Here is a 26,947-nt window from a genome sequence, read left to right as displayed (position 1 = left end):
AAACCCTGCGTAAACCCCTACTTGAACCTTCGCGCGACCCCTGGTGGAGCACCCAAAAAAGGGGGCTACACTCACTTGCTCGATACAAGCAACTGAAGTGACATCGGGAGGCGGTCATGGACAAGGGGACGGTCCATGACCGTGAAGCAGCGGACGGCGGCCCGGCGACGGGAAGCGCGAGTGCCGAGGACGCCGCGGCGGGACTCGGGACCCAGCTGGTGCGGTTCTCGAGACTGCTGACTGCCTACCGGCAGAAGGCCAGGCTCGAGAGCTGGTCCGGCGAGCGGGTGCTGCTGGCCAAGCTGGTGCGCGACGGCGAACACCGCGCCACCGACCTGGCCGCGGCGACCTTCCTCGACCTGTCGACGGTCAGTCGCCAGGTGCGGGCCATGGTCGACAAGGGACTCGTCGAACGGCGTCCGGACCCGGAGGACCGGCGGGGCGCGCTGCTGCGCGCCACCGCCGCCGGGGAGGCCACGTTCGAGGAGTACCGGCGCCAGCGCGACGCGGGTTTCGCCCGCCTCCTGGGGCCCTGGCCCGAGGAGGACCGGTACCAGCTGATCCGGCTGCTCTCCCGCCTCAATGACGATCTGGAAGAGTTTGAATACGCACGTCCCGAGTCCGGGAAAGTCCCCGGGCCCGGTGGCGAGCAGGGAGCAACGCAAGAATGACTGAGGCCGTGTCCGCGTCCCGCGGAGACACCGCTACCCGAGCCATATCCACCCCCCAACAGACCCCCACGTCCGGCGGCCTGAGCCACCGGCAGATCCTGACCATCCTCAGCGGCCTGATGCTGGGGATGTTCCTGGCTGCTCTCGACCAGACCATCGTCTCCACCTCGATCCGCACCATCGCGGACGACCTCGACGGACTCAGCCAGCAGGCCTGGGCGACGACGGCGTACCTGATCACGTCGACGATCGCCACGCCGCTCTACGGCAAGCTGTCCGACCTGCACGGCCGCAAGCCGTACTTCCTCGCGGCGATCACGATCTTCATCGTGGGTTCGGCGCTGTGCACCTTCTCGACGTCGATGCCGGAACTGGCCGCGTTCCGCGCGGTGCAGGGCATCGGCGCCGGCGGTCTGATGTCGCTCGCGCTCGCGATCATCGGCGACATCGTGCCGCCACGCGAACGGGCCCGCTATCAGGGCTACATGCTCGCCACCTTCGCCACGTCCAGCGTTGCGGGACCGCTCATCGGCGGCGCCCTCGCCGGACAGGACAGCATCCTCGGCGTCACCGGCTGGCGCTGGGTGTTCCTGGTGAACGTGCCGATCGCGATCATCGCGCTGTTCGTCGTCGCCAAGGTGCTCAACATCCCGCACGTCCGCCGCGACCGGAAGATCGACTGGTGGGGCGCGTTCACCATCGCGCTCGGCGTCGTCCCGCTGCTGCTCGTCGCCGAACAGGGCCGCGAGTGGGGCTGGGGCTCGACGGGCTCGATCGTCTGTTACGTCCTCGGCGGCGTCGGCATCGTCTCGTGGATCCTCGTGGAGCGTCATGTCGGCGACGACGCGCTGATCCCGATGCGGCTGTTCCGCAACGCCATCTTCAGCAAGACCAGCTTCCTGTCCGTGCTGATCGGCGCGGGCATGTTCGGCGGCATGCTGATGATCCCGCAGTACCTCCAGATCGTGAAGGGCGCGAGCCCCACCAAGTCCGGTCTCGAGATGCTGCCGCTGATGGCCGGCATGATGATCGCGTCCATCATCTCCGGCCAGATCACCGGGAAGACCGGCCGCTACAAGATCTTCCCGACGCTGGGCACGCTCTTCATGGTGGTGGCGCTGCTGCTCTTCCACTTCAAGGTCGAGTGGGACACCCCGCTGTGGGAGACCATGCTCTACATGGGCCTATTCGGTCTGGGCCTCGGCTGCTGCATGCAGACGCTGGTGCTCGCCGTGCAGAACGCGGTGCCGCCGCAGGACATGGGCGTGGCCACGGCGTCGTCCACGTTCTTCCGGCAGATGGGCGCCACCGCCGGTACGGCGGTCTTCCTCTCGGTGCTGTTCTCGAACGTCGGCGACAAGATCGGCGACGCCTTCAAGTCGGCCGCGAAGACTGCGGACTTCCAGGCCGCGCTGCACGACCCGTCGGTCGTCCACGACCCGGCCAACAAGCCGGTCTTCGACATGCTCAAGGGCTCCGGCGGGGGCGGCAGCGGGGTGCTGAGCGACTCCTCGTTCATCCAGCACCTCGACCCGCGCCTGGCCGAGCCCTTCAAGCAGGGCTTCGCGGACGCCATGCACGTGGTGTTCCTGATCGCGGCCGGCGTCATCGTCCTCGCGTTCCTGATGGTCCTGTGGACCAAGGAGGTCCCGCTGCGCGCGATGTCGGGGCTGCAGGCGCGCGAGGCGGCGGAGCGGGGCGAGACGGGACAGTCGGGGGAGACGGCCGTGCCGTCCGCCCCGGCCACCGACTCCGCGCCGGCCGCACCCGCGCCGACCGCGCCGACGGCCGCCGTCGCGGCGGACGCCACCGCGGGCATCAAGGGCTACGCCCGCGAACGCGACGGCTCGCCGCTCGTGGGCGCGGTCGTCACGCTCATCGACCTGCGGGGCGGCCAGCTCGGCCGCACGACGACGGGCGCCGACGGCGCGTATCTGCTTCCGGCGCCCGCCGATGGCACGTACGTCCTGATCGGTTCCGCGGGCTCCCGGCAGCCGCAGGCCAGCACGCTGACGGTCGGCGAGGGCTTCCTCGACTACGACCTGATGCTGGCCGGGGCGGCGGGCCTGACCGGCACCGTCGTCGAGGCGGCGGGCGAACTCCCGGTGCCGGGCGCGCTGGTGATCGCCACCGACGTGCGCGGTGAGGTCATCGCCTCCGCGGCCGCGGACGCCACGGGCGGCTTCGCCTTCGGCGACCTGGCCCCGGGCACCTACACCCTCGCGGTGAGCGCGGAGGGCCACCGGCCCACCGCCCTCGCGGTCGAGGTGGTCAGCGGCGGCCCGAACCGGTGCGAGGTCCGCCTGGTGCCCGGCGCCCGCGTCCACGGCGTGGTCCGCGGCGCCACCGGCGAGCCGCTGAACGACGCCCGCGTCACGCTGCTCGACGCGGCGGGCAACACGGTCGGCACGGCGGTCACGGGCGTCGACGGCGCCTACGCCTTCGACGACCTCGACGCCGGCCAGTACACCGTCGTCGCCAGCGGCTACGCGCCGCAGGCCGTCCCGCTGACGCTCAACGGCAACGGCAGGAACGACGCGGACGTGGAGCTGAGCCACTGACGCGGACGCGCTGAACGCGCATGCGACAAAGGCCGTGGCCCGCCACCTCGGTGGCGGGCCACGGCCTTTCGGCGTACCGGGCGCCGGTCAGACCTCGCTGACCAGCGTCGTGAACGGCGGCCTTCCGGTGGGGACCGCCGACTTGCCGGGCGGGCGCGGGGCGGTGTGGCCGAAGGAGAGCACCGTGCGCACACGCCAGGGAGGCTCGACCCGGCACAGGGCGCTCGCCGCGTCGGCGTTGGCCGCGGGGAAGAACGAGGCCGGACAGCTGCCGACCCCGTGCCGATGCGCGGCCGGCATCATGTTCTGCGCCGCGCGGCCCGCGTCGAACTGCGCGTCCTCGCCGCCCGGGCCCTGGGTGAAAATGCGCGTGGCCCGCAGCGAAGTGAGCCGTGCGAGCTCCTCGGGGGGCCGGCCGGGGGGTGGTCATGCGGGTCCCTCGTCCCGGTGTGTCAGAGCTGTTCGTGGCGTGTCCTCAAGCCGCGTCGTAGCGGGCGAGGGCGGCGCACCGGGGCGGGTCGCCCGTGTCCGAGGAGTTGTTGAAGGTGACGGATCCCACCGCGAGGACCGTACGGGTGCCGGGGATCAGCCGGACCGAGGCGGCCTCGAACGGCTGGCCGAAGTCGTACTTCCGCTTCGGCTTCGGCACCTCGGACGGCTCGGGCAGCCGGTCCGGGGCCTTCACCTTGTGCGCCTTCCCGTCCTGAGTGCGGCGCGTCCAGGAGTCCAGGAGCAGTGCGCCGGTCCCGTCGGGGGAGGTCGTGGACGTCTCGAAGGCTCGGCCGGTGTCGGGGGCGCCCACCTTTCGCCAGGCCGTGCCGTCCCCGGTCAACAGGACGGCCTCGTCGTCGGGTTCCTCGTCCACCTCACCGTGGTTGAAGTCGTGGCGGCCGAGCGCCCACAGACGGTCGCTCGCGGGGTCGTGGACGATGGTGTCCAAGGTGGCGGACGCCTCGGGCGGTACGGGGTCGGGGAAGTGGTACGAGGGGGTTTCCAGCCGTTGCCAGGCGCCGTCCGCCCACCGGGCGGTGGCGGGCTGTGGGTAGCACTCCCCGTGGCCGCACGCGGTGTCGACCGCCCCTGCCGCCCACGCGCGGGGGGAGCCGTTCTCGGCGGGTGCGGCGGCGAGAGCGGCGGCCGGGAAGGGAAGAGCCGGCGCATCCCAGCGTCGTCCGTCCCAGTGCACGACCTTTCCGTTGGCCGTGACCCACAGGTGTTGTCCGGAGGCGACGCACCAGGCGCCTTTCACCTCTGCGCCCGACGGCTGGTCGCCCCGGGGCGCCGGCGGGTCGGGGAGTCGCTGCCAAGCCCCGCCCTCCCGGCGGAACACGGCGAGCCGGTCGCCGTCCACGGTGCGCTGCGCCAGCCAGAGTCGGCCCGCGTCCCCGGTGGCGAGAGCCCAGGAGGACCGTCGGCCCCCGTCGATGAGGTCGCCGGGCATCGTGGGCTCGCTCCACCGCTTTCCGTCCCAGTTCTCCAGGAACGGGACGAGGGACCGCGTGCGAGTACCCAGTAGCCACAGGTCGTCCCGTGTGGTGACGGCGAGGGCCTGGTAGGAATCGCCGCGGCGGGGTGAGACGTGCGTGTAGCGCCAGGCGTCGCTCGGCGACCTGGCCGACGCCGTGTCGGCCGCAGGCGGAAGTTCGCGGAGCCGGGCCGCATCGGCGCCGGACGGGCCGGACGAAGGCTGGTGCTCCGCCTTCTCGCCCGCTTCGTGATGGTTGCCGCAGCCGGCCGACATGGCAGCCCCGGTGGATGCGACAATGCCGATGAAGGTGCGGCGGGTGGTCGGAGAAGCCTTCATGCGCAACGACTGTAGTGCTGAGCGGTGGCCGTCCCGGGCCAGGGGGGTGCCCCTGTCGGAGCCGTGTGGCTGCACCGTCGCCGGCTACCTCGCTGAACTGGGCGGCCGACGCACCGTCTTCTGGACTGCCGCCGCCCTGCTGCTCTTGCGCTCCGTGCTGACCTTTTTCATGTACTCGTTCAAAGGGGGGCGCCGGGATCAGGAGCGAGTGCCGTTCAAGGCCGCGACACGTTCGGTGAGTTCGGCATCCGTACGGGCCAGCAGGAGGGCCAGCTTGCTCCGCGCGGGCACGGCTGAGACGAGTGGTTCGAAGCGGGCGCCGCGGCGGCGCTTGGACTCCACAGTTCCAGGACCGACGAGGAGCCGCGTGATTCCTCGTTCGTACGCGTACTCCATCGGTAGGTAGTAGGCGGCGTTGAAGTATCCCGAGACCTGCCGCGCGCGGTCGGGGTCGAGGCCGACGAAGTAGAGGAGCAGGGCGTCATGGCCTGCCACGAGGCAGGCGGTCGCGACGGGAGCGCCGTCCGAGGACACCATCGTGAGGAGGAAGTCGTCGCCGAACGTGCCGTGGAGCCTGGTGAAGATGGCGGCGACCTTCTGTGCCGCCATGTGCTGACCACGTGCCGTGTAGGCCATGGACACGAGTTGCGCCGCCTCGTCGATGTGCGAGGCCGCATCGTCCCCCCGCAGCACGTGGCACTCGGTGCGGGAACGAGCCCTGAGTTCCTTCCGGACCCCGGAACGCCGCTGCTTGGGGAGGGCGGCGACGTAGTCGTCGATGCCGTTCCCGGGGAGGTGAATGACCGGGTAGAGATCCGTCACGCCGCAGACGAAACCGCGTGCTTGAGCGGCTTCGGTCAGCGAATCGCCCTGAGGGCAGTGCAGGACGGCAGGCAGACGCCCGTCGCACTGTGCCGCCTGCAGGGCTGCCTCGAAGAGCCGGGCGGTCTGCTCGCCCTCCGGGGCGTCACGGCAGACCAGCGGCGAGACGTATCCGTTGGCTGCCAGCACCAGTTGCCGGGCTGCCTCGACCCGTGCGGCATCGACCGTGGCGGTGTCCTGAACCACGTCGCGTCCCGTGCCGGCACAGACGTCGACGGCATTCATACGCACGAATGCCTGATCTCCCGTTGCCAGGCGCAGCCATGCGGCGGGGCCGCCGGGCGAACCCAGGAACCCGATGCCGTCGTCGGCCCAGCGCGCGCCCTCGGCCCAGGCGAGCCGCTGTCGCGGATCGGCGGCCTCCCGAGGCCACCAGTTCAGCTCGGCCTCCGCGCTCGATGTGATGAAGAACGGGGGCGGCACGGATAGTTCGGTCACTGCTACCGGACTGGTGGTCGTCATGTCGGGAGGCTAGCCGAGGCGTTGATCGGTGGGAACCGACGGCTTCGACGGCCGGCCCTGTCGCCAACTGCTCCTGCCGCAGGCCGGGCCGAGGTCCCGACGTCCTCACAACAAGCCGGAACGCGCCGTGTCCTTCCGATGTTCTGCCTGCCGGTCCTGCGGGGCGATGCGGAGGGTCACCTGGTCGGCTGCCTCGGCCAGCCGGGCTTCGCATTCCGCCACTGATTCGGCTGTCACCACGGCGAATCCCACCCGCGAGAACCAGCGTCTGCCCGGCTCGGGGCAGACCTCGGTACCCGGCCCGACCAGCCACTGGACCTTCTCCAGCCACGGCGCACGGGCCACGGTGTCGCCGATGTCGCAGGACTGGATCACGCCGGCCGACTCCGCGTAGAAGAAGCGGATCCCCGCGACGCGGTCCCGGCTCGCCTTGAGGTTCGGAGCCCGGCCGGCTGCCACGTCGGCGGACGCCAACGCGATGTCGACGCCCGTTGCGAGCAGGGAGAGCTCGGCGATCAGGCCCCCTCCGGGACGGCCGTTGAGTTCGACGATCCGCGGCCCTTTCGTGGTGAGCCGCAGCTCCGTATGGGTCACTGTGCCGCTGACGTCCAGGGCTTCGTGGGCAGCCGTGACGACCTTGCGCACGGCCTCGGGGTCCGTCGTGATCCTCTCGGGGGCCGCCACGATGTGGCCGACCTCCTCGAATGTGGGCGGGTAGCCGAGGACCTTCTTCGCGAACACCGGGGACTCGACCCGGCCTCCGACGGCCGTGCTGTCCACGCTGATCTCCGGCCCGTCGAGGAACTCCTCGACCAACACGCCCTGTTGGTGTTCCCACGCTCGCTTCGGACGGCTGCCATGGGCCCGACCGAATGCCTCCGCGAGTCCGTCGGGTCCTGGGACCCGCGTCACCCCGAAGCTGGCGGACATCGCCTGCGGCTTGACCACGACCGGATATCCGATGCGGCCCGCGGCCGACTCCGCCTCCGACACGCTGCGGACCAATTCCGAACGCGCCGACGGCACACCCGCCGTGCGCAGTGCCTCGCGCGTTGCCCACTTGTCGCGGCAGCGGAGTGCGGCTTCTTGGGTGCACTGCGGAACATCCAGCAGTCGACCGATGCGTGCCGCCTTTTCCACGCACCACTCGTCGAAAGTGAACACGCCGGCGACCTGGTGCACCGTCGCAAGTCGCAGTGCCGCGTCGATGTACCCCGCCGAGTCTGCGGGATCGACCGTGACCTGGTCGATGACATAGGGAGTTTCCCAGGTCACCGGCGCGGGAGAGATGAGTGCGATCCGGTAGTGGGCAGCGATTCGAGCGAGTGCGGCCTCTCGGTATTCCCGCTGCCCGGCAGACAGAACAATCAGGACGGCTTTCACTACGACCCCTCCTTGATGTCAGAGATGGAGCTCTACACGATGCTCGGCGGAATTGCCCGATTGTCTCAGCATGCAAGATTGCGTGCCGAGTGTCCTGAAATCGCGCATGGGGCCCCTGGCCTGCGCACGCGTCGGCGGTGGCTCGCTCATATCAAGCCAACCGTACGCAGCGGGCTTGTGGCGCCAAGATCCTGCTGCCTAATGTCACCCCGCGCCACAACGACGTAACGCCTGTGCAGTACAGGCCAGTTCCACCGCAAGCTTCGATGGCAGTGTCACCGAACCGGCTACGGCCTGATCAGGAGATGGCAATGCAGGGGCGTCTGGAACGACTCGAAGGAATGCTCGGAGAGCCACTTTTCGAGAGCATTCTCTGGGGGCACGAGTACGACCTCGGCGGCCTGGACGAAGGTCTGCGAAAGAGGATCGAAGCGGGGCAGTTCAAGCGGATCGTCTTCTACGGCATGGGCTGTTCGTCCGTGGTCTCCGACATCGTCAAGGGATTCTTCTTGACCGAAGGCATTCCGATCAGGGTCGACGTCGTCAACGACTACGACCTCGAGTGGTTCGTCGATCCCGATGTTCTCAAGGCCGAGACCACACTCACGATCATCGTCTGTTACAGCGGATGGTCCGTCGAGCCGTGCCTGTTCTTCGATCGCATGAGGGAAATGACCGGGAACCGAAACCTGATCGTGCTGTCGGGCGGCGGAAAGATCGCCTCGCTGTGCGAGGAGCACGACACCTCGCTGATCCAGTACAAGTTGCGGCACGCGGATCGCGAATACCCGCTGTACCACGTCCAGCAGTTCTTCTCGATCTTCCTGGACCTCTTTCACCAGCTGAAGATCACGAAGAGCTCGTACCGTGCTGAGCTGGAGGAATCGGTCCGGTTCCTCAAAGAGGAGTTCAACGGGGCAACGCTGGCGCGGGCCCAGGAGCTGGCCGGACGGCTGCGCGGCAGCAGGATCGCGCTGCTCGGAACCGCTGACTGGTACGTGACACTGCTCAAGCAGACCACGATGTTCTTCAACGAGATCGCGATGGTGCCCACTCACCGCAACCTGCTTCACGAGTTCAGCCACACCGAGGTGGCGGCCTACTCGGATCCGGGGAACAAGCAGGCCATCATCACCTTCCTGGACTCGTCGGCGGACGACTACACGCGAGACAAGGTCAAGACCCTGGAAGGTCTGTTCGGCGACAAGAGCGTGCCGCAGAACGGGAACATCGAGTTCATCAACATCGACCTCGACCAGGAGACCTTCTTCAAGAAGTTCTTCTTCGGTCACTTCTTCACGGTGTACATCGCGTACTACCTGGGCCTCCACGCCGATGTGGCCGGGCGGGACCTGATCTCGATCGCCGCGAAAAACCCCTGGTGGAGCCAGCGTTCGATCGAGCTGTTCCCCAAGTGCGTCGACATCCCCGCCGACCTCGAGGCGCGGGACACGGTCGCGCCGGCTGCCGGGTGACGGGCGGCACGGAATGGACAGGAAGCGCTTGGCCGTGGTCACCGGCGGCAGTCGTGGCATCGGCCATTGTCTGGTGCAGTCGTTCATCCAGGACACGGACGTGCTCAACATCTCGCGCAAGTCCGCCAGGATCGCCGGTGTGCGGACCGAGCACGAACTGCACAACCTGAACCTCGATCTCGCCGATGTCACGCTCGTCGAGCCGTGTGTGCGTGCGTGGCTTGACGAACACCCCGAATATCAGGTGACAACCCTCGTGCACAACGCGGCGACCTCGAATCTGGGCTGGCTGCACGAGGTGCCGGCCGAACAGGTCGAAGAGGTCTTCCGGGTGAACGTGCACGCGCCGCTGGCCATCACGTCGGCCGTGTTCTCGGCCGGTCGCTTTGCCGATGGCGGAGCACGCGTGGCCTATGTCGTCTCTTCTTTGGGGCGTGCACTGCCTGAACTCTCCTTTGCGGGGCTCGGTCTCTACAGCACGACCAAGGCCGCGCTCGGCCGCATGGCGCTGGTGCAGGCCCGCGAATTCGAGATCTCCGCACCTCACATCAAGGTGCTGCGCATCCACCCCGGGATCGTGGACACCGAGATTCAGCAGGAGCTTCGCCGTAACGAACGGCTCGACCAACGGTTTGCGTTGAAAACGGCCGGCCTGCCGCCCTACCAGGAGGGGGAATGGCAGGGAACCGAGCCGAAGGATCGCATGCGGACGGTTTCGGCCGAGTTCGCCGCTGAGTTCATTGCCTGGGCGGTGCGGCGCGAGGAGGTCGAGCCCGGAGAGTACGACTTCTATCACGCCCAGGAATTCCATGAAGCGCGGCGAAGCTGAGCCGCCAAGGGGCCGCCGCGGCCGACAAGGACGGGAATGAGTCATCTAGTTTTCGTGGAGACATCGGGCTCCGGCGTCAATGCGATCGAGTACGCCAAGCAGGCCGGACACACCGTCACCTACCTGTACTCGACGCTGTACGACTTCACCGCGTCCCCGGACCAGAGGAAACTCGCCAGGAAGCTGGCTGACCATGCCCTCGAAGTCCACGACATGAGCAGCACCGAATCTCTCCTCGAAGCGGTACATGCTGCGGGCATCCGGACGAGCGACGTCGATGCCGTGCTCTCGACACTCGCCTTCTGCGCGGCACAGGCGGCGCAACTCGCCGACCGGATCGGCGCCCGCGGCACCCCATTGCCGGCCGTCACCGCCGCACGTGACAAGGGACGTTGCCGCGAAGTCCTCAGGGACGCAGGCATACCGAGCCTGGAATTCCGCGTCGTCCGCTCGCGACAGGAAGCCCTGTCCGCAGCTGCCGAGATCGGCTACCCGGTCATCATCAAGCCAGTTCTGGGCGTCGCCAAGGCAGCCACCACGATCGTCCGGACCCCGGACGAGGTGAACGCGCATTTCGCCGGTCTCACCGACAGCCTTCAGGGCATGGCCACCGGCATGTCGGCACACATCGACGAACGCTTCATCGTTGAGCAGCTCGCGATCGGAGACCTGTGCTCCGTCGAAGTCGCCGCGGTCAACGGGACATTCGTGCCGCTGGCCACGACCCTCCAGAAGACCGGGGCCCACAACCCCGTACTGGAGCTGGGATGCACCACCCCCGCCGACTTCCCTCCCGCACAGCAAAAGGAGTTGGAGGAGTACGCGGTTAAGGTGTGCCGCGCACTCGGCCTCGACCTCGGAATCTTTCACACGGAAGTGATGCACACCGCGGCCGGCTTCCGGCTGACCGAGGTCAACCCACGGATGGCGGGCGGCGCGCTGCCGGAGACCGTGAACGCCGTAGCGGACCGGAACATGTTCGAGATCCTGGTCGACCTGTACGCGGGCGAAGCAGCGCCCCCGGAACCACTGCGGCTGGACGGCGCGGCATCACACTCGGTGCTGGGAGCCGCCACACCGGCTGCCGTGTCCGAGGATCTCCCCCCGGACTGGTTCAGGGCGTTCGAAGACCGGCTGCACTCCGGATGGGCGCACGTCGAACCCGGGGGCATCTTGATTGCCATGCAGGGCAACTTCGATCGCTTCGGAATGATCCGGGCCGTCGCCGAGAATGCAGACGCCGCGAGGGCAGCGTGCGGGGCGGTGAAGACGGACATCGAACGGGAGTTGGGCGTCCCCCTCGTGGCGGAGAACACCAGCAGACTGCCGCATTCCGGCACGGGGTGAGGTGATCGCTGCGGTGAAAAGTGGCACCGTGGTCGGTCCCCTGGCCGGTAACCGCACACTGAAGGTCCGTATCGCCGTCAGTTTCGCCAATCGGCTGCTCGACTCGATGATCACGTCTTTCATGGCGGTCTACCTGGCATTCACCTTCGGCGCGGCAACGGCAGGTGTCCTGCTGTTCACCGTGGTCGGCCTCGGCGTGGCCGCCATGCTCATCGGCGGCCACGCCTCGGAGAAATACGGACGGCGCCGGACGCTGATGCTGGCCGAGATCGGCGTGTTCGCCACGTTCGCGCTGATGGCGGTGGCCCACTCCGGCCTGCTCTCCAGCCCACTGCTCGTCTACCTGGGTTACCTGCTCAACCGGTTCGCGGCCAGCGCGGCGCTGCCGGCCAGCGAGGCGCTCATCGTCGATGTCACCACACCACAGACACGCAAGGAGATCTACACGGTCAACTACTGGGCAGTGAACCTGGGACTCGCCCTCGGTGCGCTGCTCGGTGCCTGGTTGTACGACGGACACTTCGACCTGATGCTGGGTGGGGCAGCCGTCTGTACGTCCGGCATCGTCCTCTCCACCGTCTTCCTCATCCAGGAGACCCGCCCCTCGGAGGGCAACCGCCACAGGACGCCTGCCGGATCGGTGCTGTACGAGTTCGTCTCCGGATACCGTCTGGTGCTGCGCGACGGGCGGTTCATGCGGCTGATGACGGCGGCCGCACTCACCCTCGCCATCGAGTTCCAGCTGATCAACTACGTCGGTGTGCGGTTGGCCAGGGACTTTCCCCCACAGGATCTCTTCTCGCTCAACAGCCTGACGGTGCACGTCAACGGCGTGCAGATGCTGGGCGTCCTGCGGGCGGAGAACACCGCCCTCGTGGTCCTTCTCGCGTTGTTCGCCCGTCGACTCTTCCGGGGCCTTTCCGACCGTACGGGGCTGTACTTGGGCATCACACTGTTCACGGCCGGATACATGACGCTCGCGGTCAGCGACTCCGGCTGGGTCCTGCTCGTGGCCGGACTGGTGTTCACGGTGGGCGAGTTGATGAACGTTCCCATCAAGCAGGCGCTGCTCGCCGACATGGTGCCGGACACCGACCGCTCCCGCTACATGGCGGTCTACAACCTCAATATCAGAGTGGCTCAGATGATCGCGGCACTGTTCGTGGCTCTGGGAACGCTGGTGCCGTCATGGGGCATCGCGTTGCTGTACGGGCTCATCGGTGTGGTGATCATCAGCCAGTACAGGGCGGTGTTGAGCGGTCGGCCGTCGACCGTGTGAGGAGCCGAGACAAAGGCACTGCGCAGCCGAATCCGAAAGGCTCTTCCATGTCGAACCCGTCCCGCTCGACACGTCCCGTGACCGTACGCCGAGTCACCGCGGCCAGTGTGGTCGGTGCCGTCATCGAGTGGTACGACTTCTTTCTCTACGCCACCATGGCGGCGCTGGTCTTCAACCGAGAGTTCTTCCCCACGTTCGATCCGCTCACCGGAACCCTTGTCGCGTTCGGCACGTTCACGGCGGGCTTCGTCACCCGGCCCGTCGGAGGGATCATCTTCGGGCACTACGGGGACCGCCTGGGCCGAAAGAAGATGCTCGTCGTCACCATGATGATCATGGGCGGGGCGACCTTCGCGATGGGGCTGCTGCCCACATACGACAGCATCGGAGTCTGGGCCCCGATCCTGCTCCTGCTCCTGCGCATGCTGCAAGGCATCGGGCTCGGCGGAGAGTGGGGCGGGGCGGCGGTCCTCGCCTTCGAACACGCCCCTGGGCCGCGCCGTGGAATGTTCAGCAGCTGGCCTCAGACCGGAGTGCCCATCGGACTGTTGCTGTCCACCCTCGGGACCAACGCGGCCAGTGCTTACGGCGACGAGGCGCTGCGGGCCTGGGCGTGGCGGCTCCCCTTCCTGTTCAGCATCGTCCTGGTCGCGGTCGGCTTCTTCGTACGGCTGCGGATCAGTGAACCACCCGTGTTCGAGAAGCTGGTGGAGAACGAGAACCTGGCTCGCGTGCCACTCCTCGAGGTGGTCCGAAGCCACCCCCGCCTGACCGTGCTCGCCATCGGCGTCCGGTTCTGCGAGAGCCTGGTGTTCATTCTCTACAACACCTTCATACTCACCTATGTCACCACTGTGCTGGGCCTGCCCAAGAGCGTCGCCCTCAACGGACTGCTCATCGCCGCGGCTGTCGGCTTCCCGGTCATACTCCTCACCGGTCGGCTGTCGGACCGGGTCGGGCGCAGACCCGTCCTCGCGCTGGGTGCGCTCATATCGGCAGTGGCCGCCTTCCCGGTGTTCGCCATGATCGACACCGGTGAGCCCCTGCTGGTGTGGGCCGGCATTCTCCTCGGGTGGGGGATAGGCGCCTGCACCATGTTCGGCCCGGAGGCCGCCTTCTTCGCCGAGTTGTACCCGGCCCGCGTGCGCTACACGGGGATGTCGATCGTCTACCAGTTCGGAGTGCTCCCCGCGGGCGCGATCGCCCCCGCCGTCGCGACATCGCTCGTCGCGCACTTCGACGACAGTTCGTGGCCAGTGGCTCTCTACGTTGTCGTATTCGCCGTGATCGCCCTTCTCGCGCTCGCGTTCAGTCCGGAATCCTCGAAGCTGCGCCACAACGGAGAGTGCGACATGCTCGCAACGCCCGACCCCCCACCCGTACCCGCCGCGCGTACGTGACGCCGCGGAGGAACCCTCGCTCGCCCGGTCGACCGCTCAGAGCCAGCCTCGCCGCTTGAAGATGGCGTACAAGCTGGTGCATACGGCGGCCATGAGGACGATGGCGAAGGGGTACCCCATCCCCCAGCCCAGCTCCGGCATGTTCTCGAAGTTCATGCCGTAGATGGTGCCGACGAGGGTCGGGGCGAAGAGGATCGCCGCCCACGCCGAAATCTTCTTGAAGTCCTCTACCGCAACCCACTGACCAGGTATTTTGTGCCGTCTATGTGGCCTGACCTGCGCTTGAGTGTCTCTCTGGGCCTTTCAGAGTCGTGCAGTTTTACGCAGCCGATTCTCCCCAGGCGCTCCCCGGGCGGCTCAATTCTCCCCAGATCCTCCCCAGCGGGCGCGCTTGGGAGAGGCTCGTTGTCGGAGGTCAGGTGGTGTCCTGGCCGGTCACTGTATGTGCCGGATGGAGTCTCGGGGCGGAGCCTGGCCAACTCTCGGCCCCAATGGGCGGAGAGGCCGTCTCGATGCGTTCTCGATGACGCGTCATTTGGGGTGCGTGGCGATCCTTGAGCCCGCAGAGGGGACGATGGCTTGCGGCTATAACATCTCCGCGTTGGCGGGGAGGACAGCCACGACGCCCGTACCGTGCACTCGCGCATCGGCCCCCCGCGTCCCCCAAGTACAGGAACTCTCAAGTTGCCTACCCCGAACAGGGCTTATCGCACACCCACTAATGCGCCAGGCGTAGGGCACGGTGTGATGTGACGCGACGCGACAGTTGGGGCCTCGGGCTGCCCGCACTCACCCACCAAGCCGTGACGGCCTGACAGTTGAACTGGCGGGCCGTCACGGAAGATCGAGAAGAGGTGGGTCCGGATCAGACGAGCCCAGACTTCATCGCTGTGACGACAGCGGCCGTCCGGTTCGACGCACCGAGTTTCAACAGAATAGTGGCGACTAGCCGCTTGGCGCCGTGCACCGAGATGCCTAGTGCGCGTGCCACCTGCTTGTTGCTCATCCCTTGAACCAGGTAAGAAAGAGTTTCGCGCTCGCGCGGGGTGAGGACGACCATCCGCCCCTCGGAATCGGCAACTAACAGTCGCGGGCTGACCAGCAGGTGGCGGGCCAGTTGTGGCGGCATGGGCATCTGTCCCGCGAGGACGCGCTCAATGGTGTCCTGTATGCGGTCTTGGGAGAGGTCGGCTATGCCGAGAAAGCCGTCAACCGGAAGGGTGCCCATCAGTTTGGTGTCGCGAGTGTGCAAGTCGTCACCGATGACCAAAATCTTGGGGCGCTCATCGTCGGTGCCGATGGACGGGGCCAACTCCTGCCACTGGTCGGCGGAGATGATCAACAGATCGATTTCGTTCGCCTGGGCCAGGAACTCGAGCGATTCACTAGCCGGTGGTGCGATGGTGCTGACGTCGTGCGCTTCTGCCAGAAGGAGTTCCAGGCCGCTTGACAGGGCCTCGCTGTCGATGAGCAGAGCGATGATCAAGCGTTTGTCCGTGGGTATGGCAGTGCTTCCCCGCATTGCATCCTCCGTTTCCGTTGCATGAAGCGCGTTCCTCTGTGCGGCGAGGCCGAGCCGACGGTGCGCTCCACGATCTTTCTCAGCCAAGCATGGGTGTCATGCCGCGTCCATGTCTTGGAGTTCCGTCCTCCTGACTTTGCGATAAGGGCCGGTGACGTGCCCGGCTGCCCTGATCTGGACAGGTTCCGTGCTGGCGTCGGGATGCCGGGACGAGGTCGAACTGGTGGGTAGAGGTGGCGTGCATGACCCTATTAGATGTATGAGTCACATAAGGGGTGGCTCGAAACGTGCGGCTTAAAGAGAGGTGCTGTTTCGAGCCGTTACGGTTGGTTGCATTCTTTTGGCACGGGGGGAGACGTGGCATGGGTGGGTACGTCGAGGTTGGCGTCGGGGTGTTGATGCTGGAGTTTCCGGTCGAGACCGTTACCGAGGTGCTGGAGGACACTGATCGCTGTGAGCGTCGTCGCAGGTCGCTGCCAGCTCACTTGATGGTCTACTTCACGCTCGCCATGTGGCTTTATGTCGGCGTCGGCTACGTCCAGGTGCTTGATCGGGTTCTACTCGGGATGCAATGGGCGCGTGGGGAGCCTGGACGGTGGACCGTGGCGGGGGACGCCGCCATCACCAGGGCCCGGCAGAAACTTGGCTCCGAGCCGCTACGGCAGTTGTTCTACCGGTCGGTCGCTGACGCGGAGCCGGATCGGAGAAGTCCGGGGGAATGGCGCGGGCGGCGCGTGCTGGCATTCGACCGGATGGAACTGGCCGTGGCCAATAACCCCGAGAACCGGGCGCGCTATGGCAACCCGTCCGGCAGCGCGGGTATTCGGGTGCGGTTGGCGGTATTGGCCCGGTGCGGTGACAAGCGCCTGGCTGCCGCGCAGTTGGAGACCGGCGCCGGGCTGGACGCAGGCACCGGTACGGAAAGAACGTCGTTGGTTGCTGAACTGGGCTCGGGGGTGCTGTTGCTGGGCGGCGACCGTCTGTCTTCCGAGGACTCCGCAGACCGGAAGCTCGGTGACCGGGACTGGTTCGCCGTTGCTGCCGCCGCAGGCGCCGCCCTTGTATGGGAGGTGAGGTCGACCGAGGAACTGCCACGCCGGTACACCCTTGCGGACGGCAGTTACCTGTCCGAGTTCGGCGAATCCCGTGTCGTTGTTCGGGTGGTCGAGTCCGCGGGCCGTTCTGGGCGCGGCGACCACGTACCCCCTCGAGTGGTCACCACTCTGCTGGACCCGACGGCTGCTCCGGCCGCCGAGCTGGTCCGGCTGTGCGCGTACCGTTGGACCTCTGACGTGATGCTGCGCACCCTGAATGTGCCTTCGGATAGCTCACCGGTGCTGCGCTCGCGGCACCCAGAAAACATCGAGCAAGAGATCTGGGCGATGCTCTGCGCCTACCAGGCGCTCTCTCGGCTGATCACCCCCACGGCATGGCCGACCGCAGCGGGTACTGAGCAATCCGTGGTACAGCGGAGCGTGTCGGCCCGGCAAGGCCCCCAGGCCTCGAACGTGCCCGCTTCGTGGGGGCTTGGATGGCCCAGCGGCAGGTTCGAACATTCTTTTAAGTCAGGAGCCCACTCGACCAGGAGCGCGCAGCTGAACTGAGGCCCCATCATTACCCGTCGGTCCGCCCCGGGCGCTGGTGACCCGGATATGTGCCCCGACCGAGTGCCCGCTCAGCTCCCCGTCCGGTCAGGCCAGGCAGGGACGGCCGAGCGGCTGCAGCAGTCCGGCCAGGCGACGGGCAACGGCCAGTGTGGTTCGATCCTCCAGATACGGGCCGACCACCGCGACGCCGACGGGCAGTCCTCGCTCATCGCGACGCACTGGCGCGACTGTGGTCGGTAGATAGCAGGCGCCCGTGAGCATCGCCCATACGATTTGGTCCCAGTACGGGCGCTTCTGACCGTTCACCTCGATGCGGCGCTCCGCGAACGGACGGTGGTCGTGCGGGGGAGCCGTGTTGGGGGCCACCGGCAGCAGGATCGCGTCGTAGGTGTCGAAGAACCTGCCCCAGGCCGCCGCGAGTCGATGGCGTCGTGCGTCGGCCTCCAGCCAGTCGCGGTGCAACTGCGCCACGTACTCGGTGCCCAGCTCTCCCTTGGCGGTCAGCTCGCCCCGTGCCATCGCGGCCACCATGTCGCGAGAATAGAAGGACTGACCCAACGCCGAGAGTAGTCGGCGGCCCACCTCGTCGCTGATGTCGAGGCGGACGCCGGGCGGGGCGTCGCGGGTCACGGACACCCCGTCGGCAGCGAGCAGGTCGGCGGCGTGCTCCACCGACTGGGCCACCCCGCGATCCACCGGACAGTACGGGTCGTCCGCCCACACGGCCACTCGACGGATCGGCCGTGCGGGCGGCAACTCCAGCCGCCAGGCCGCCCGGTGCTCGCGACGCGGCCCGGCCACGGCGGTCAGCGCGATCTCCAGGTCGTCCACCGTCCGGGCCAGCGGTCCCACCACACAGAGGTCGGGATCGACTGGTTGGAACGGCGGCAGATGGCCGACAGTCGAGACGATCCCGTACGAGGGTTTGTGGCCGTAGATCCCACAGTGCGAAGCCGGGATCCGGATGGATCCCGCGATGTCGGAGCCGAGTTCGAGCGGGGTCAGTCCGGCGGCGACCGCGCCGGCGGCACCGCCCGAGGAGCCACCGGTCGAGTACTGCGGCTGCCAGGGGTTGCGCGCGGTCCCGGCGACAGCACTGGTGGTCTGCAGGTCGGCACAGTATTCCGGGACGTTGGTCTTGCCGAGGATGATGGCGCCGGCGGCGCGCAACCGGGCAACGGCCTCAGCGTCAGCGGCCGGTCGATAGGCCGCCAGCGAGGCGCTGCCCGCCGTAGTGCGCAGTCCGGCGGTGGCCAGGCTGTCCTTCACCGTCATGGCCACGCCGTGCAGCGGGCCGAGCGGCTCGCCGCTGGCCGTCTTCCGGTCCGCGCGCCGGGCCTCCTCGCGGGCAGCCTCGGACACCGTCACGACCAGGTTGAGCGCTGGGTCGTACCGCTCCACCCGGTCCAGCAGCAGGTCGAGGTACTCGGTGGCGGACAGCCGGCGGGCGGCGATGGCCGCGGCGACCCGCTGGGCCGACCACCAATGGACGTCGTCCGCCGGGGGCCGCCCCTGATCCTCCAGGGTGTCCGGAGCCACGACCACGGGTTGTTCAGTCAAGGTGCTGCTGGATGACGGCCGACACGGACCGTGGGGTGGCCTCGTCGAAGACCGCCACCAGAAGCATGGAGCCCAGTTCGGCGGACTTCTCCGCGTCGCCTGGTGCGAACTGCTCGGTGAGCCGGGAGATCAGCTCCACCGCGCGGAGTGAGTCCCCACCGGTCAGGAAGAAGTCTTCGTCGTGGTCCAGTGGAGAACGGGAGAGCAGGTCTCCCATTGTCTGGGCCACGGACGAGTCGACCCTGTTCGCAGCAACAGTCACGGCAGCCTGCTCCGTCTCATCGATGTTTTTCGGTACGGAAGTACCGGCAGAATCAAGTCCGTTCGCAGATTTTCACGGCTGCACGCACCGCGACATCCACGAGAGGGCGCACTATTAGCCTGCCCATTCGGTCATGCATTCAGTAGGCACTGCCCGGTGGCGCCCGACAGCGCTAGGCTCCGCTGCATGAAGAGAGAAATTTCCGTGTCCACCTCGCGTTTCGACGCGGTGACGCAAACAGCTCGATGGACTGCCGCGGCAAGGGCCAGGGAAAGTCGGCGCACGGACCGTCTTTTCGACGATCCGCTCGCTGAGCTGCTGGCCGGTGAGGAAGGTGCGGCGCTGCTGAAGCACTTTCACACCAGCCGGGCCGCGGACGAGGGGAACCCTTTTCTCTCGATCCGCACCCGCTGGTTCGACGACTTCATCGAAGGCGCGGTGACAGCCGATCGCTGCCAGGTGGTCGGGCTCGGAGCCGGCCTGGACACCCGGGCCTACCGGCTGGAGTGGCCGGAGCACACCGTGCTGTTTGAGGCGGACCAGCCTTCGCTGCTCTCCTACAAGGAGCAGGTCCTCGACGCGCACGGCGCTTCGCCGCGCTGTGACTGCCGCCGGCTCCACCTCGACCTGGCCGGTGACTGGGACAGCCTGCTGACCAACGCCGGGTTCGATCCGGAACTGCCGACGGTCTGGTTCGCCGAAGGGCTGCTCTTCTACCTGCCGGAGGAGCTGGCGCACCAGGTGCTGTCCCGCGCCGCCGCGCTCTCCGCCCCCGGCAGTGTTCTCGCGGCCGACCTCATCGGTACCGGGATCTTCAAGATGCCCTACACCCAGCTGTTCCTCCGCAAGCTCCAGGACGCCGACAGCCCCTGGCGGTTCGGGACCGACGACCCGGCCGGCTTCGTGGAGAACTGTGGCTGGCGGGTGACCATAGCGACCGAACCCGGCCTGCCGGGTGCGCAGTACGGGCGGTGGACACCGCAGGCCGTTCCGCAGGGGCTGACCAACCTGCCCCGCAGCTTCCTGGTCTCCGCGGCGAAGCCCAGCGACTCCTGACTGACGCACGCGTCTGCGCGTGTAGGCGCCCCGTACGTGTACGGGGCGCCTACACGCGCAGATGTGCCGAGCCACCCCGCCGGAGGAGGGGGCGGCGGACCGGGCGCACTTCAGACGACGGGGAGTGCCGTGCGCCCGGCGGACTCCTGCGCCGATGTCTCGGCCCAACGGGCGGAGATGCCGGCCAGCCGGTCGAGGTAGTTCTCGGAGCCCGCGTCCGCGAGGGCCTCGTTGGTGCGGACGGCGCAGTCGCATCCGTCCCAGTCGTCGGCGGCGTGCAGTGACGCGCGGCGGGCCTCGAGCCGGAACGCGGAGAGAGCCTCGACCAGCATCGGACGGCAGCGTTCACAGCCGTCCGGGCGGGACTGCACCACGTCGTCGACCTGTGGGTTGAACCAGGAGATGTCCAGGTCGCCGTAGCCCTGCTCATCCGGTGCGTCGTCCGCGCACTCGGCGAGCAGCCGTACCAGCATCCACAGTGTCGGCGGCTCCCACAGCCCCCGATCGTGCGCCCAGCCGAGCAAGGTGCCCGCCTTCGCGCTCAGCGGGAAGACCATCTGTGTCTCGAATCCGGCCGCACGGGCACCGCGCACACTGGCCAGTGTGTCCTGGTACGCCTCGCGCGGGGAGAGACCGAGCCCGCCGAGCGTGATGTTGGCGATCGGGTCGAACCCCAGCTTGCCCAGCATTGCGGCGGTGTCGACGTAAGCCTCCTGCCGGGTCGGCTTCAGGTGACACATGGTGCGCACCTCGGGGTCCCAGGACTCGACGCCGATCTGGCAGACCATCCGGGTCGTGTCCGGGAAGTACTCGCGGACGTGCGCGAGTTTCTCCTCCGTGCAGACCTCGGGCCGGGTCTCGAAGGCGAAGCTGGATGGCTTGCGCTCAGCGGCCCTCCGCAGCAACCGGTCCCGCAGCTCGACCGGGACCTCCTTCTCGTCCAGGAGGCTGCCGGACGGCGAGAGGTAAATGCAGGAGCCCTCCGGCACGGTCTCCAGCTTGCGTTCGACGGAGCGCGCCACGGCTTCCGGGCGGATCTCCGGGCCGATGCCGTAGTTGCACATGCTGCACTGCCCGGCCCGGTCGTAAGTGCAGCCCCGGGTGCGGAACCAGAACTGATGCATCTGTGATTCGGTGCGTGGATTTCCTACGGACACCGCGTAGTTCCGCACGAAGACATTGGTGTACGTGGGGTAGAGCGGTCGGTCGGCGCGTATGGCGATATTGGCCTTGACGAGTGCGCGACGCAGGGCGCGCTTTTCCGAATCGGCCATGAGCGTTCTCCTCGGAGTGGGGTACGTGTGAGTGAATGCCGGTCGGTAGATTTGCTGCCGGGTGTCCACCGGGTCAGTGGCCAGGAATTCTGTCGGTGGTGCGCGAATTCGCGGTCCTTGCGGTGTTGCGCACCTTGATGCGGGTGTACTCGAGAAGTCCCCAGTAGCCGTATTCGGAGCCCATTCCAGAGGACCGGTAGCCGCCGAAGGGGGCGTCCGGGCGCAGTGCTCCGTGCTGGTTGATCCAGACTGTCCCGCAGTCGAGGGCGGCGGCCACGGAAGCGGCCCGCTGCTCATCGCCCCAGACGGAGCCGCCGAGCCCGAACTCGGTGCCGTTCGCCCGGTCCACGGCTTCTTCGACCGAGCCGTAGGAGAGCACTGGAAGAACCGGCGCGAACTGCTCCTCGGCCTCCAGCCGGGTGCCGGGTGGGAGATCGGTGACCACCGTGGGGGAGAGGAAGTGGCCGGGCAGATCCGGGGTCGCGGCGCCCGGGACGACCCGCGCCCCGGCGTCGCGAGCCGCGTCAACCAGCCCGGTCGCCCGGTCCAGTTGGGCGCGGCTGATGAGCGGGCCGCAGTCCGTACCGGGCAGCAGCCCGTCGCCCGGCCGGACCGCAGAGGCCAGCTCTGCCAGCGCGTCGGTGAGTTGCGCGGCCTGTGGGGCGGAGACATAGACGCGTTTGATCGCGGCACAGAACTGTCCCGCGTTGACCATCGCCCCGGCGAATATCTTCGGTGCGAGCGCGTCGATGTCGGCACCGGGCAGGATCAAACAGGCGTCGTTGCCGCCGAGTTCGAGCACCAGGTGTTTGAGATGGGGTGCGACAGCGCGCGCGATGGCCCGACCCACCGGTACCGAGCCGGTGAAGGAGACCATGGGGACGTCCGGGTGCTCGGTCAGCACCGCCCCGGCGGCCGCTCCGCCGCAGACCGCGTTGAGCGCACCGGCAGGCAGCATCCCGGCCAGAAGTTCGGCCATGCGCAGCCCGGACAGGGGGGTGGCTTCCGAGGGCTTGAACACCACGGTGTTGCCCGCGAGCAGGGCCGGAGCGATCTTGGTGGCGGCCAGGATCAGCGGGAAGTTGGACGGTGCCACGGCCGCCACCGGGCCGTACGGGACACGCTCCATCGTGACCAGCGAACCCGGCTCGTCGGCAACGGTGACGTGCAGCAGAGCGAGCGCGGCGGTGTGCCCGAACCAGTCGGCGGCCAGGGCTGTCTCGGAGCGTGCTTCCGCGAGTGGCTTGCCCTGCTCGCGGGTGAGCAGCTCGGCCAGCTCTTCCTTGTGCTGGTGCACCAGCGCGCCGCAGGCGCGCAGGGTGTCCGCGCGCTCCTGGAAGGGGCGCGCGGACCAGCCAGGGAAGGCCTCGCCAGCCGCCGCGACCGCACTCCGTACGTCCGCTGCCGAGGCATCGGGCGCGTGCGCGAACGTGGCGGCGTGCGCGGGGTTCTCCACGGCGAGTCGGCGGCTGCCGGGGACGGACCGCCCGCCGATGGTCATGCCGAAGTCCACGGCTGTCTCCTTGCCCTGCCTGGCTCTGGTCCGCTGCTACCACTTCCCGGCCGCTGCCGGTTGCGGATCATCCGGGCGGCCGGGGAGGAGAGGGAATCTTGAGTCTTGGCGACTTCGCCCGCGGGGAGTAGCCCCTCTTTGAGCTATGGCCGTTGGTCCAGCCTCCTGGGCAGCCATCCGAGTCTTGGCGCCGAACGCAGCCCCGAGCACCGTTGTCGTGTGACGTCTATAGAAGCCGTATCCAGCTATCTCCCGGCCGCCAGCGTCCCGGTCGCCGATTTTCTGCGAGCGCATGGCATGACCGACGCCCGGATCCGGGTGCACGAGCGCTTCTTCGGCTTCTCCCGGGTGCCGATGGATCCCGCCACGACACAGGCCGATCACCTGGTCGCCGCGATCAATGGACTGGACGACCTGGACACCTTGCGGCCGCGCATCCGGTATGTGCTCCAGGCCCGGACCATGCCTGTCGCGGTCCCTTACCCGGTCAACCCGCTCCAGGAGGCATGCCGACGTACCGGGCTGACGGACGCGACCGCGTTCTGTCTAACCCAGCACGCCTGCGCGTCGGGGCTGCTGGCGATCGACGTCGCGGGTCGGTTGCTCGCCTCGGACGGCGACCCGGAGGCGCTGGCGCTGATCGTTGCCGGCGAGAAGACGTTCACCTCGGCGGCGCAGGTCATCAATGACACCGGGGTGATGGGGGAAGCATCCTCCGCCGCGCTGGTCAGCGCCGGCGGCTCGCGCGACCGGGTCCTGAGCTACGCGACCCGGACGCACGGCAAGTTCCACGGTGGGGCCTGGCTGGAGGCGGAGATGAACGCCGCGTTCCACGACGAGTACGCGGGCTCGCTGGCCGAGGTGATGACCGCCGCCACCGAGAGCGCGGGGCTGACCATGGACGACATGGCGCTGATCCTGCCGCACAACGTCAACCGGATGTCATGGCTGCGCGTGCTGAAGCTGCTGGGTGTCAAGGGCACCGACCGGCTGTACCTGGAGACCCTTGCCGACCACGGGCATTGCTTCGGGGCCGACGCCTTCATCAACTACCGGTCGGCACTGGACGCCGAGCGGCTCCGCCCGGGCGACCGCTATCTGATGACGGCGGTCGGACTCGGAGCCACTTTCTCCGCGATGGTGCTCGAGCACTGAGACGGAGTGCGATGAGAACCCAGACCCGCCCAGCGCGCCGACCGTGCGGCGTGCAGTGCTCGGACGAATCTTGGAACGGAGCATGCCTACAGCCATGTACGTGACCACAGCCCGTACGCCCCACCCCGCGGGTCGTAGCCAGGTCCGGGCAGAATCGGCCACCAAGCCGCTCAGCCTGCGGCTCGCCACGCATACCGTGGCCCGCGAGACCCGTGCGTTCTCCCACCACGACCACGACTTCTTCACCGACCTGTTCCGGGACTTCGGGCTCTGCCTCGACCAAGGCGCGTTCGATGCCGGGCGCACCTCCTTCACCGACCTGGTGGCCGAGCTCCTGCCGCGGCTGGGTGGGTACGAGCACGGCTTCGACCTCGCGCTGCTGGCGAGCGCCACATCGGACGCCGAGCCGGGCTGGCCGATGTGCTTCCTCACCCAGGCGGTGCGGGACCCGGGGCTCGTCCTCGGTATCGCGGACCAGGGTGTGCTCGCGCCCTTCACCGCGCTGCGGCTCGCCACCGACAGGGCCGAGCCGGGCCAGGCCACGCGGGTCCTGTTGTTCGTGCTGGACCAGCACAGCGTGCTGCACGGCGAGCCGGTGCCGGAGCGGCTCCGCGCCCAGGAGAGCGCGGGCGCCGTAGTGGTGCTCGAGGCCAAGGGCGACCCGGGCAGGGTGTCGGCTCCGGTGGTGCGAGCGGTGGAGCCGGCGGAGGTGCCGCAACAGTGGGACGCCATGGTCGCCGCCGCGGAGTCGGTGCCCGGTGCGGCCGGCCCGCTCACCACGGTCGTCGGCCCTGAGCTGGCCGCCCGTACAGCCGGTCACCCGCAAGCCGTCGAACGGCTCGCCGCACCTCTGGGTCTACCGTGCAGCGGGATCTGGGCGTTGCTGGCCGAACGGCTGCCGACGTGGCGGCGTGCGGGCCGCCGCGTACTGCTGGCCGATCACGACCCGGACCTGGGCCGGCTGGCGGGCTGCGTGATCGACATCGAACCCGAGTCAGGAGAGGAGCCCGGCGTATGACGGGCCAGGAGACAGCGCGCGTCGGCGCGGGCCGCTGGCGGCTGCTGCTTGACGTGGCACGGGAGGACGGCTGGCGGCGGGCGCTCGACGAGCTGCACGCCGACGCCGCCACCGACGCGCTAGTCGTCGGCCCCGCGGGCCACGCGCTGCTGCCCGTCACGGCCCACCGCAAGGCCGCCCGGGTACGCCTCGGCGGTGTGGTGCGGGACCGCGCGGCGGGGACGGAGACCGTACGGGACACGCGGGTGCCCCAGGTGGTCATGGTGCGGGTGGACGGCGTGGCACCGGACCGGGGCGTCGATGACGCCGGGCCGACAGGAGACGAGGAGTGGGCAGTCGGCCTGGCCGGACTGCGTCTCGGTCTCTCGTACGCGCTGCTGGACGCTGCGCTGGCCCACCTGGGCGGGCGTCAGTCCGGTGACACCGCCGTACTGCACCAGCAACTGGTCAAGGGCATGGTGGCCGACGTGGTGGTGGAACACCTGGAGATCCGGGCGGTGTTGGACGCCGCCGGGGCCGACGGGCTCGCCTGGCCCGCCGTCGCCGACGTGCACCGGCGGATCACCGGCGCCGACCGGCTGCTGCTGCGGCTCTTCGGCGCGAGCGGCTACGTGGAGGACGGGCCGGGGCGGACCGCCTACGTCTCGGAGCTGCTGGCTGACGCATACGTCGGCCCTGCTGACTGGGGGGTGCCGGCATGATCGAGCTGGACGAGCGACTCACGCGGCTGCAAGGCCAGGCCCGGGAGTGGGCCGCCGAGATGCGCCCGCACGCACTGGCGGTGGACGAGGATCCGGAGCGCGTCTCGGAGATCGTGGACCTGCCGGGGCTGAGCCGGGTGGCAGCCCTCCAGATCCCCCCGGAGTACAACCCCGACCCCCTGCTGGTCGGCGGCGAGAAGTACTACCTCATGAGCGCGCTGGAGCGGGTGGTCTTCTTCGAGGAGGGCGCGTGGGGTGACCTGGGCATCATGCTGGCCTCGCCGGGCGGCCCGATGTCGGGGATCGCGGTGGACGCGCTGGGCAGCGATGCGCAGAAGGAGTGGTTCTTCGGCCGTCTGCTGGAGCGCCCCACCTGGACGTTCTTTGCCCTGACCGAACCTGAACGCGGTTCCGACGCCACCAATATGACGACCCGTCTGGATCGCGCGGAAAACAGTGAGGCGCTGCTGCTGAACGGTGCCAAGAGGTACGTCGGCAACTCGGTGCGTGCCGAACTCGGGGTGGTGTTCGCACGCACCGGACCCGGCCCGCTGGGCCTTGGCGCGGTGTTGGTCGAGCGGAGCGCGCCGGGGTTCTCGGTGGAGCCGGTACCGACACTCGGTGTCCGGGGCGCCCAGCTCGGCGCGATCACCCTCGACGGAGTGAGGGTCGCGCCCGACGAGGTGCTCGGCTCCCATCTGCCGCCCACTCGGCGTGGCATGTGGGCCTGGCTGCGCACCTTCAACTTGCTTCGTCCCGCGGTGGCGACCATGGGGGTCGGTGTGGCCCGTGCGGCGTACGAGTACGTGGGTGAGCACCGCGGCGGGCTCCGGGCAGGTGAGCGGTGGCGGCTCGAGCGGATGGGCGAACGCATCGAGACGGTGCGTCAGCTCGTCCGTAAGGCGGCCATCGCGGTGGACCATAACCCGGCCGACGGGCACCTTGCCTCGGCCGCCAAGCGCAGTGCCGCCCGGTTGGCCGAGGAGGTCACGCTGGAAGCGCTGGACTTCTTCGGTCCGGGCGCACGGCTGGATCATCCGCCATTGGAGAAGCTGGCCCGCGACGCGCGCGCCGTTGAGTACATGGAAGGCACCAGCAATATCCAGAGGCTCGGAATTTTCGGCGGAGTGGTCCGGAACGGATTCGCGCCGGGCGGGGCGGTTTCCGGGGATGGGGGGACGTGACG

General features: G+C 68.4%; 22 protein-coding genes and 1 pseudogene. 13 read left to right on the top strand and 10 right to left on the bottom strand.

What is annotated here, in order from left to right:
• Positions 1 to 116 precede the first annotated feature (116 nt).
• Together ACIA8D_RS24985 and ACIA8D_RS24980 are read left to right on the top strand one after the other, a co-directional pair.
• On the top strand, positions 117 to 671 hold the full coding sequence (locus ACIA8D_RS24985; protein ID WP_399235592.1) for a MarR family winged helix-turn-helix transcriptional regulator: 555 nt from the start codon (positions 117 to 119) through the stop codon (positions 669 to 671).
• Entirely contained in the window at positions 668 to 3,232 is a 2,565-nt protein-coding gene (locus ACIA8D_RS24980; protein ID WP_399235590.1) for an MFS transporter, read from the top strand. The genes ACIA8D_RS24985 and ACIA8D_RS24980 overlap by 4 nt, the downstream gene beginning before the upstream one ends.
• A gap of 87 nt (positions 3,233 to 3,319) precedes the next feature.
• Here the strand turns inward: ACIA8D_RS24980 and ACIA8D_RS24975 are convergent, their stop codons facing one another.
• From ACIA8D_RS24975 to ACIA8D_RS24960, 4 genes are all read right to left on the bottom strand, one after another.
• Positions 3,320 to 3,598 carry a nitroreductase family protein gene (locus ACIA8D_RS24975; RefSeq protein WP_399235696.1) on the bottom strand — a complete coding sequence of 93 codons (279 nt, stop codon included), beginning with the start codon at positions 3,596 to 3,598 and terminating at the stop codon, positions 3,320 to 3,322.
• Positions 3,599 to 3,707: 109 nt separating this feature from the next.
• Positions 3,708 to 5,036, bottom strand: coding sequence for a hypothetical protein (locus ACIA8D_RS24970; RefSeq protein ID WP_399235589.1), 1,329 nt, complete (start codon positions 5,034 to 5,036; stop codon positions 3,708 to 3,710).
• Positions 5,037 to 5,234: 198 nt separating this feature from the next.
• Complete coding sequence (locus ACIA8D_RS24965) at positions 5,235 to 6,380, bottom strand: GNAT family N-acetyltransferase (protein WP_399235587.1); 1,146 nt, start codon at positions 6,378 to 6,380, stop codon at positions 5,235 to 5,237.
• Positions 6,381 to 6,485: 105 nt separating this feature from the next.
• Positions 6,486 to 7,763: an ATP-grasp domain-containing protein gene (locus tag ACIA8D_RS24960; RefSeq protein ID WP_399235585.1), complete on the bottom strand. Its 1,278-nt coding sequence runs from the start codon at positions 7,761 to 7,763 to the stop codon at positions 6,486 to 6,488.
• A 311-nt stretch (positions 7,764 to 8,074) separates the two neighbouring features.
• On the opposite strand from ACIA8D_RS24960, the gene ACIA8D_RS24955 reads away from it, so the two are divergent.
• From ACIA8D_RS24955 to ACIA8D_RS24935, 5 genes are all read left to right on the top strand, one after another.
• The gene (locus ACIA8D_RS24955; protein ID WP_399235583.1) at positions 8,075 to 9,238 is read left to right on the top strand and encodes an SIS domain-containing protein; all 1,164 of its coding nucleotides are present in this window, start codon (positions 8,075 to 8,077) and stop codon (positions 9,236 to 9,238) included.
• 34 nt (positions 9,239 to 9,272) lie between these two features.
• Positions 9,273 to 10,067, top strand: coding sequence for an SDR family NAD(P)-dependent oxidoreductase (locus tag ACIA8D_RS24950; RefSeq protein WP_399235695.1), 795 nt, complete (start codon positions 9,273 to 9,275; stop codon positions 10,065 to 10,067).
• Positions 10,068 to 10,121: 54 nt separating this feature from the next.
• Entirely contained in the window at positions 10,122 to 11,414 is a 1,293-nt protein-coding gene (locus tag ACIA8D_RS24945; RefSeq protein WP_399235581.1) for an acetyl-CoA carboxylase biotin carboxylase subunit family protein, read from the top strand.
• A gap of 13 nt (positions 11,415 to 11,427) precedes the next feature.
• Entirely contained in the window at positions 11,428 to 12,693 is a 1,266-nt protein-coding gene (locus ACIA8D_RS24940) for an MFS transporter (protein ID WP_399235579.1), read from the top strand.
• Positions 12,694 to 12,770: 77 nt separating this feature from the next.
• Positions 12,771 to 14,093, top strand: coding sequence for an MFS transporter (locus tag ACIA8D_RS24935; protein ID WP_399235578.1), 1,323 nt, complete (start codon positions 12,771 to 12,773; stop codon positions 14,091 to 14,093).
• A gap of 36 nt (positions 14,094 to 14,129) precedes the next feature.
• Here the strand turns inward: ACIA8D_RS24935 and ACIA8D_RS24930 are convergent.
• Positions 14,130 to 14,321: pseudogene (locus tag ACIA8D_RS24930) on the bottom strand (CorA family divalent cation transporter); the annotation flags it as partial.
• A 637-nt stretch (positions 14,322 to 14,958) separates the two neighbouring features.
• Complete coding sequence (locus ACIA8D_RS24925; protein WP_399235576.1) at positions 14,959 to 15,579, bottom strand: LuxR C-terminal-related transcriptional regulator; 621 nt, start codon at positions 15,577 to 15,579, stop codon at positions 14,959 to 14,961.
• A 398-nt stretch (positions 15,580 to 15,977) separates the two neighbouring features.
• Between ACIA8D_RS24925 and ACIA8D_RS24920 the strand changes: the two genes are divergently transcribed.
• Positions 15,978 to 17,219 carry a transposase domain-containing protein gene (locus tag ACIA8D_RS24920; RefSeq protein ID WP_399235575.1) on the top strand — a complete coding sequence of 414 codons (1,242 nt, stop codon included), beginning with the start codon at positions 15,978 to 15,980 and terminating at the stop codon, positions 17,217 to 17,219.
• A gap of 87 nt (positions 17,220 to 17,306) precedes the next feature.
• Here ACIA8D_RS24920 and ACIA8D_RS24915 read toward each other — a convergent pair whose 3' ends face one another.
• Positions 17,307 to 18,782 carry an amidase family protein gene (locus tag ACIA8D_RS24915; RefSeq protein WP_351345217.1) on the bottom strand — a complete coding sequence of 492 codons (1,476 nt, stop codon included), beginning with the start codon at positions 18,780 to 18,782 and terminating at the stop codon, positions 17,307 to 17,309.
• Entirely contained in the window at positions 18,775 to 19,044 is a 270-nt protein-coding gene (locus tag ACIA8D_RS24910) for a phosphopantetheine-binding protein (protein ID WP_399235573.1), read from the bottom strand. Before ACIA8D_RS24910 ends, ACIA8D_RS24915 begins: the two co-directional genes overlap by 8 nt.
• Positions 19,045 to 19,200: 156 nt before the next feature.
• On the opposite strand from ACIA8D_RS24910, the gene ACIA8D_RS24905 reads away from it, so the two are divergent.
• Positions 19,201 to 20,100, top strand: coding sequence for a class I SAM-dependent methyltransferase (locus ACIA8D_RS24905; RefSeq protein WP_399235571.1), 900 nt, complete (start codon positions 19,201 to 19,203; stop codon positions 20,098 to 20,100).
• Between the two features lie 110 nt (positions 20,101 to 20,210).
• Here ACIA8D_RS24905 and ACIA8D_RS24900 read toward each other — a convergent pair whose 3' ends face one another.
• Both ACIA8D_RS24900 and ACIA8D_RS24895 read right to left on the bottom strand, forming a co-directional pair.
• On the bottom strand, positions 20,211 to 21,374 hold the full coding sequence (locus ACIA8D_RS24900; protein WP_399235570.1) for a radical SAM protein: 1,164 nt from the start codon (positions 21,372 to 21,374) through the stop codon (positions 20,211 to 20,213).
• A 73-nt stretch (positions 21,375 to 21,447) separates the two neighbouring features.
• The gene (locus ACIA8D_RS24895; RefSeq protein WP_399235568.1) at positions 21,448 to 22,887 is read right to left on the bottom strand and encodes an aldehyde dehydrogenase family protein; all 1,440 of its coding nucleotides are present in this window, start codon (positions 22,885 to 22,887) and stop codon (positions 21,448 to 21,450) included.
• Between the two features lie 219 nt (positions 22,888 to 23,106).
• On the opposite strand from ACIA8D_RS24895, the gene ACIA8D_RS24890 reads away from it, so the two are divergent.
• The 4 genes from ACIA8D_RS24890 to ACIA8D_RS24875 all read left to right on the top strand — a co-directional run bounded on the left by ACIA8D_RS24890 (position 23,107) and on the right by ACIA8D_RS24875 (position 26,945).
• Positions 23,107 to 24,042 carry a 3-oxoacyl-[acyl-carrier-protein] synthase III C-terminal domain-containing protein gene (locus tag ACIA8D_RS24890; protein ID WP_399235567.1) on the top strand — a complete coding sequence of 312 codons (936 nt, stop codon included), beginning with the start codon at positions 23,107 to 23,109 and terminating at the stop codon, positions 24,040 to 24,042.
• 82 nt (positions 24,043 to 24,124) lie between these two features.
• Positions 24,125 to 25,060: a hypothetical protein gene (locus ACIA8D_RS24885; RefSeq protein WP_399235565.1), complete on the top strand. Its 936-nt coding sequence runs from the start codon at positions 24,125 to 24,127 to the stop codon at positions 25,058 to 25,060.
• A complete protein-coding gene (locus tag ACIA8D_RS24880) occupies positions 25,057 to 25,761 on the top strand; it encodes a hypothetical protein (RefSeq protein WP_351333852.1) in 705 nt (234 codons plus the stop codon). The genes ACIA8D_RS24885 and ACIA8D_RS24880 overlap by 4 nt, the downstream gene beginning before the upstream one ends.
• The gene (locus tag ACIA8D_RS24875; RefSeq protein ID WP_399235563.1) at positions 25,758 to 26,945 is read left to right on the top strand and encodes an acyl-CoA dehydrogenase family protein; all 1,188 of its coding nucleotides are present in this window, start codon (positions 25,758 to 25,760) and stop codon (positions 26,943 to 26,945) included. Before ACIA8D_RS24880 ends, ACIA8D_RS24875 begins: the two co-directional genes overlap by 4 nt.
• Positions 26,946 to 26,947: the final 2 nt, after the last annotated feature.

It is taken from the genome of Streptomyces sp. NPDC051684, from assembly GCF_044453445.1.
Lineage (GTDB): Bacteria > Actinomycetota > Actinomycetes > Streptomycetales > Streptomycetaceae > Streptomyces.
Note: the sequence above shows the minus strand (reverse complement) of the source record. Positions and strands in the feature narration are given on the sequence as shown.

Coding starts and splice junctions, on each gene's coding strand:
- ACIA8D_RS24885 (WP_399235565.1), top strand. CDS start 24,125: ATGCCTACAGCCATGTACGTGACCACAGCCCGTACGCCCCACCCCGCG.
- ACIA8D_RS24980 (WP_399235590.1), top strand. CDS start 668: ATGACTGAGGCCGTGTCCGCGTCCCGCGGAGACACCGCTACCCGAGCC.
- ACIA8D_RS24970 (WP_399235589.1), bottom strand. CDS start 5,036: ATGAAGGCTTCTCCGACCACCCGCCGCACCTTCATCGGCATTGTCGCA.
- ACIA8D_RS24875 (WP_399235563.1), top strand. CDS start 25,758: ATGATCGAGCTGGACGAGCGACTCACGCGGCTGCAAGGCCAGGCCCGG.
- ACIA8D_RS24900 (WP_399235570.1), bottom strand. CDS start 21,374: ATGGCCGATTCGGAAAAGCGCGCCCTGCGTCGCGCACTCGTCAAGGCC.
- ACIA8D_RS24955 (WP_399235583.1), top strand. CDS start 8,075: ATGCAGGGGCGTCTGGAACGACTCGAAGGAATGCTCGGAGAGCCACTT.
- ACIA8D_RS24920 (WP_399235575.1), top strand. CDS start 15,978: ATGGGTGGGTACGTCGAGGTTGGCGTCGGGGTGTTGATGCTGGAGTTT.
- ACIA8D_RS24880 (WP_351333852.1), top strand. CDS start 25,057: ATGACGGGCCAGGAGACAGCGCGCGTCGGCGCGGGCCGCTGGCGGCTG.
- ACIA8D_RS24965 (WP_399235587.1), bottom strand. CDS start 6,380: ATGACGACCACCAGTCCGGTAGCAGTGACCGAACTATCCGTGCCGCCC.
- ACIA8D_RS24985 (WP_399235592.1), top strand. CDS start 117: ATGGACAAGGGGACGGTCCATGACCGTGAAGCAGCGGACGGCGGCCCG.